The following is a 5,818-nucleotide window of genomic DNA, read 5'->3' as shown; positions in this document are numbered from 1 at the left end:
GTCGGTGGCGGGCATCTGCGCGAACCGCAGATTGGCTTTCTTGTTGATCAGGCGCACCTGCGGAATGGCGTACGTGCCGAGCGGCAGGATGGCGGCTTTGCCTGCGGCCAGATCCTGCGTGGCCTGCTGGTAGGTGACGGCGGGATTCTTCTGCGTGTAGTTCTGGTAGATCTCGATGAGCTCCTTGCTGACCGGGGTCCACAGGTCGGCGAAGGTCTTGCTTCCCTTCTTCAGATTCGTGTATTCGCTTTCCGGCACCAATGTGGAGTTGAGCGACGACAGCGGAGCCTGCAGCGTCCAGGGGTCGCCGGTGCTCGCCTCGATCGGCGTGATGCCCTTGGCCTTGAAACGCTTGAGCAGCGCGATGAATTCGCTCCAGGTCTGCGGCGGGTTCTCAGGATCCTCGCCAGCCTGCTTCCACACATCGGCATTGATGATGTAGCCGCTCGCGTTGCCCGCGTACGGGATGGCGTACAGACGCTTCTTCGATTGGTCAGTGGTCTGCACGAGGTTCTTGGCGATCTTCACCATGCCCGGATTAAGCTTGTCCGCGATCTCGTCATCGGTGAAATCGTGGAACACGCCGGCTTCGGCGAGCATGCCGTAGTTGATGTCGCCGTTGATGGTGATGACGTCGGGTTCGCGGTTCTTCACCAAGCGCGTACGCAGATCAGTGGTGGCGTCGGACGAGTTGTTGACGTTGACTTTGATGTTGGGGTGGGTCTTCTCGAATTCATGGGCCTTGGCGGTGAACCAATCGGCCGCCTCCGCCTTGTATTGGAAGAAATCCAACGTCACGGTTCCCGCGGTGTTGGTGCCGCAGCCCGCGAGGCCGGCCGTCAGCGCGATGGCGCATGCGGCCGTGAGCACACGGTGTGCAATCCTTTCAAACTTGCCTGCACTGGTCGTGGAATCAGGTTTCATTCTCGACTCCTTTTAACTTCCTTGTCCGCGACGAAGCGTGGCTTCCTTACCATGTTCGCCGTGGTTCCAATAGTAAGAGGAGATGGTTTTCATTCCCACTTCCTGCGCGCCATGTACCGTCGGAAAAGGAAAAGTCCGGGATTTCATTGTTCCGAAAAAGTAATTCAGAGAATAAAATAGTTCTAGGAATATGGCGACACTGAAAAGGGAACGACTATGACGATGGTGACAGCACCCCCAATCCCCCAATGGTTCGAAGGATCGGAATACACCCACAAAGTAGCGGCGAGCATTATGAAGTACGGTCCGATCTCGCGCATCACGTTGACGCAGATACTCGGACTTTCGCAGGGAGCGGTGTCACGCATCACCAGCGATCTGATCTACGCCGGCGTCATCGAGGAGACGCCGATGCAATCGGGGCAGGATGGCAAACTGCCCAAAGGTTTCATACGGAAAGAAAATCCGGAACGGCGCGGAAGGCCGCAGACCGGGCTGCGCGTCATCAAGGACGCCCGCACGTTCGTCGGCATGAAAATCAACGCGACGCACATTTCCGCGGTCGCCGTGAACGCCATCGGGCAGATCGTGACCGGATGCCATGATCTGCCGCTTGAGGAAACATCGCCGGAAAACGTGGTCGCCGTCATCAAACAGCTGACGACCGACTGCTCCGACGAGACGGTGATGACCGGTCTGCCGCGCCCATGTGCAATAGGAATCTCACTCGGCGGGCATATCTTCAACGACGCAATCGTCACCTTCGCACCGTTCCTGCATTGGTCGCGGCCGGTTGAAATTTCGAAGATGGTACGCGAGGCGACGGGCCTGCCGACCGGCATTTACAACGATATCGACTCCCTGCTGGTGGATGCGTGCTGGTTCGGCTCCGGCGTCGGTCTGGACAGTTTCGCGGTGCTCACCTTCGGCGCGGGCGTCGGCTACTCATTGTCGGTGAACGGCGATCTGGCGAATTGCCCGGACAAAAGCTACGGCCTGGTCGGACATATTCTGGTCGACCCCGACGGGCCGCGTTGCGTATCCGGACACAAGGGGTGCGCGCAATGCCTGTCCGACAATTCGATAGCGACAGAATATTCGGAAATGATCGGGCATCCCGCGACTTTTGAGGAATTCGCGGCCGACGCGCGCGCCAGCAAACCACAGGCCACAAATCTGGTGAACCGCACCTGCTTCCGTCTCGGCACGCTCATCGCAACGGTGGCGAACATCGCCATGCCCGACAAAATCATGATCGCGGGCGAATCGTCGTTCATCGCGAGGCTCGGCGTGGACGACCTACGCAACGGCATCACCATGTATCGACACAGCCAGGCGGCGCCGGTGGATTTCGAAATCGCCGACCACGACTGGGCGTTGTGGGCCAAAGCCGCCGCCGCGCAGGCAATCCGGCAGTACGTGGGGTGACAGGGCCGTAACAGCCGTTGCTCACACGTATTGGCGCCCGCTTGACACCTGCTTATACGGGAAAATGTGTCACGATTTTGATTTCGCGAGAAAAAATGGAATCGTGACACATTCCCTCAATCCCCAATACCCCCGAAGTGCTTTTTCTTGGGTAAAAACCATGGTTTGGGGGTATTTATGCCGGTCGGAATGTGTCACGATCGGAAATAACCGTCGAAAAATGGAATCGTGACACATGCGCATTGCCCCCCGTACGCGAAAATCCCGGAATTTCGTATGGAACCCGGGATTTTCGCATATGAAGACGCGGATATCAGCACATCATGCACGGACGACCTTAAAAAGGACGGCCTGCGCAGGCTGAGCCGTCAAACGGAGGGCCCGGTGGGGCCTCCGTAGGCGAAGTGAGCGCTCCGCGCGAAGGCATCATGCACGGACGGCCTTGAAAAGGACGGCCTGCGCAGGATGCAGCGCCGGCGGACGGATGCCGTAGGTGGCGAGCGCACGGCCGGTCATCCTCACGCCATCGGCGGTCCACCAGCCGAGCGGGGTTTGCCCGTTGCCGATGTCCTGCTTGGCCAGGTCGAGGCTCACGTCGAGCGGCGACACCACGTACACGGCGTCCGGGTCGAGGCCGGGCAGTCGGATAGGTGCGGCCGGGTAGGTGGCCGACGTGGTCAGCTGCGTGAAGCGGTAGATCGCGGCGGCCTTGTTCGGCATGACCACGCCGTCCACGCGCACGGCCGGATCGGCTGCGTCGGAATGCACTGCTGTGTCGACGGCAAACCATTCGCGATGCTTCTTGAATTCCGCCGTCCATTCAGCGAGCTTGTCGATGTCCTCCTGCGGTTCCTTGAGCAGGTTCCATTCGATGCCCATGTGGCCGAAGAAGGCCATGGCCATGCGCATCTCCTGGGAGGTGGCGCGGTGCGTGGAGTGCGCTGGGGAGGCGCCCACGTGCTCGCCGATCATCTCCGGCGGCACGAGCAGCGACGTGTAGCGCTGGATGTCGGCGCGTTCCACCGGGTCGACGCAGTCGGAACCCCAGATGCGGTCGGCGACTTCGAGGATGCCGAGGTCGACGCGTCCGCCGCCGGAAGAGCAGCTTTCGATTTCCAGACCGGGATGGGCGGCTTTCAGATCAGTGAAGATCCGGTACACGGCGAGCGTCTGGTTGTGCACTGCGGGGCGTCCGGTGCGCGGCGACACCGCTTCGGTGACGTATTTGTTGTGATCCCATTTGATGTAGTCGATGCCGAGTTCGCTGACAAGCTTGTCCATGGCGCCGTAGATGTACGCGTACGCATCCGGATTGGTCAGATCGACGACCTGCTGGGTGCGTCCCTGCATCGGCATGCGGTTGGCGGTGGGCTTCAGCACCCAGTCCGGATGAGCGCGGAACATGTCGGAGTCCGGGTTGACCATTTCCGGCTCGAACCACAGACCAAACTCCATGCCCTTGCCGTGCACGTAGTCGGCGAGCGCCTTGAGGGACTTGTCTCCGTCGGGCCAGACGTCCTGGGAGATCTGCCAGTCGCCCAGGCCGGCGGTGTCGTCACGGCGGGCGCCGAACCAGCCGTCGTCCACGACGAAGCGTTCCACACCGCTTTCCACGGCCTTGTCGGCGAGCGCGGTGAGCGTGTCGTAATCGTGGTCGAAATAAACGGCTTCCCACGTGTTGAGGATGACCGGGCGCGGCTTGGGCGCGATGCTGTGGTCCACGAGCCAGTCGCGGTGCACGCGGCGGATGTAGCCGTGGAAGCGGGAGGCGACTTCGTTGAGTCCTTCGCCGTAGGAGCCGACGAGCCATGGCGTGGTGTAGCTTTCGCCGTGCTCCAGGCCGACTTCGCCGCCGAACAGCACTTCGCCGCCGCCGATCACGCCGGTGGTGTAGGGCAGTCGTTCCGCGGACAGCACGCTGTTGCCGCTCCATGCCACGTGCGCGGAGTAGACGTTGCCGTGGGTGAAGCCGAAGCCGCGTTCGCCGACGCTGAGCAGCAGGGTGGCATCGAAGTCCGGACGGCCGATCATGGAGGCTTTGGAGAAGCGTCCGATGGTGAAGTCCTGGCGCTGCGGCGAACGTTCACGCAGGTGGTGTCCGGTGGTGGTGAGGATTTCGTTGGCATCGGCGGGCACGGTGAAGGCAAGTTCGACCTTGCCGATCTCGAGCCGTCCTTCGCCGGTGTTCGTCACTTCGGCATGCTGGCGGATGAGGCCGGTTTCGTCGAGCTCGCATGTCCACGTGAGTTTCACACGCTGTTCCACGTCTTCGGCGGTGACGGTGACGGTAGGCGTCCGCTTGGGTTCGGCGGCCACGTGCCAGTCGGGGTATCCGTCTTTTTCGGCCATGGTGTAGGTTTTGCCGGCGGCGACGGTTTCGGCTTTGATGTCGGTGACCTGGAACTTGCAGAAAAGCTCCACGCCGTCACGACGCACGTCGAAGCGGTCGGCGCCGGTCCACGCTTCGGACTGCGTGGGCAGCACACTTGGCCACGCGGTGTAGTCGAGAGCGCCGGAGACGCGTTGCGGGGCGAGCGCGTCGAAGGTGTCGATCACGGTTTCCGGAGCGGCGAGCGGACGACCCCAATGCACGAACCTCGGCAGGTCGTTGCCGGGGAACACCAGAGCGAAAGCGACGTCCGCCGCCGGCTGCTCGGCATAGACGGCGGTGAGCGGAGTGCCGTTGGAGGCAGTGCCGTGGAAGACCTGAATGAGCGTCATTGCAACATCCTTACGTAGTTAATATTTTTACCGACAGCATAGATGGTACGGCAATCGTTATTTGTTGACGTCGCCCAGCGTGTTTCTTTCTTTCGGAAAGTAATTATCGGCGATTTTCGAAGAAACGGGTCATCAATCGTCCGCATTCCTCCTCGCGCACACCGCCGACGACTTCCGGCACATGGCCGACGTGCGGGTCGCGCGGAATGTCCCACACCGAACCGCATGCGCCCAATTTGGCGTCCCACGCGCCGAAAACGATGCGCCCCATGTGCGTCTGCAGGCAGGCGCCGGCGCACATGGGGCATGGTTCCAGCGTAACGATCAGCGTGCAATCGGCGAGATTCCAGGAGCCAAGCCGTGCGGCGGCCGCACGCATGGCCTGCACTTCGGCGTGGGCGAGCGGATCGGCATGGGTCTCACGCAGGTTGCGTCCGCGGCCGATCACCTGTCCATCCGCATCAAGCACGACGGCGCCGACCGGTACCTCGCCATCCGCGGCGGCTTCGCGGGCCAGCGCAATCGCCAGTTCCATTTCCTCGTCCCATCGCATACGCCGCTCCCCTCACATACGCTGCTCTCATCGCATACGCCACTCTCGTCACATACGCCACAGTGTAGCGGTCAGCGTAATGGCGGCCCTTGCGAAACACGCTCATAACCGCCTCTTGATAGGCTGAAAACGGTTGGAAACACGCGCGAAGGAGGCACGTTGGCGGTATTCGAGTTGATTCTATGCATCATC

At 61.3% G+C, this 5,818-nt stretch carries 4 protein-coding genes; 1 reads left to right on the top strand and 3 read right to left on the bottom strand.

What is annotated here, in order from left to right; all coding sequences use genetic code 11:
* Nucleotides 1–924, bottom strand: a 924-nt coding sequence (locus ACR0P8_RS08415; protein ID WP_432624644.1) for an ABC transporter substrate-binding protein, incomplete at its 3' end; no start/stop codon positions are given.
* Between the two features lie 222 nt (nt 925–1,146).
* Here ACR0P8_RS08415 and ACR0P8_RS08410 point away from each other — a divergent pair.
* The gene (locus tag ACR0P8_RS08410) at nt 1,147–2,352 is read left to right on the top strand and encodes an ROK family protein (RefSeq protein WP_432624645.1); all 1,206 of its coding nucleotides are present in this window, start codon (nt 1,147–1,149) and stop codon (nt 2,350–2,352) included.
* A gap of 426 nt (nt 2,353–2,778) precedes the next feature.
* Here ACR0P8_RS08410 and ACR0P8_RS08405 read toward each other — a convergent pair whose 3' ends face one another.
* Both ACR0P8_RS08405 and ACR0P8_RS08400 read right to left on the bottom strand, forming a co-directional pair.
* Nucleotides 2,779–5,073 carry an alpha-galactosidase gene (locus tag ACR0P8_RS08405; RefSeq protein WP_432624643.1) on the bottom strand — a complete coding sequence of 765 codons (2,295 nt, stop codon included), beginning with the start codon at nt 5,071–5,073 and terminating at the stop codon, nt 2,779–2,781.
* Nucleotides 5,074–5,176: 103 nt separating this feature from the next.
* Nucleotides 5,177–5,626 carry a nucleoside deaminase gene (locus tag ACR0P8_RS08400; RefSeq protein ID WP_432624642.1) on the bottom strand — a complete coding sequence of 150 codons (450 nt, stop codon included), beginning with the start codon at nt 5,624–5,626 and terminating at the stop codon, nt 5,177–5,179.
* Between the last annotated feature and the right edge of the window lie 192 nt (nt 5,627–5,818).

This window comes from Bifidobacterium sp. (genome assembly GCF_050874245.1).
In the GTDB taxonomy this organism is placed as follows: domain Bacteria; phylum Actinomycetota; class Actinomycetes; order Actinomycetales; family Bifidobacteriaceae; genus Bifidobacterium.
This window is presented reverse-complemented; position numbering and strand designations above follow the sequence as displayed.

Excerpts from the sequence above, each read along its gene's own strand:
- ACR0P8_RS08405 (WP_432624643.1), bottom strand. The coding sequence starts at position 5,073 with ATGACGCTCATTCAGGTCTTCCACGGCACTGCCTCCAACGGCACTCCG.
- ACR0P8_RS08410 (WP_432624645.1), top strand. The coding sequence starts at position 1,147 with ATGGTGACAGCACCCCCAATCCCCCAATGGTTCGAAGGATCGGAATAC.
- ACR0P8_RS08400 (WP_432624642.1), bottom strand. The coding sequence starts at position 5,626 with ATGCGATGGGACGAGGAAATGGAACTGGCGATTGCGCTGGCCCGCGAA.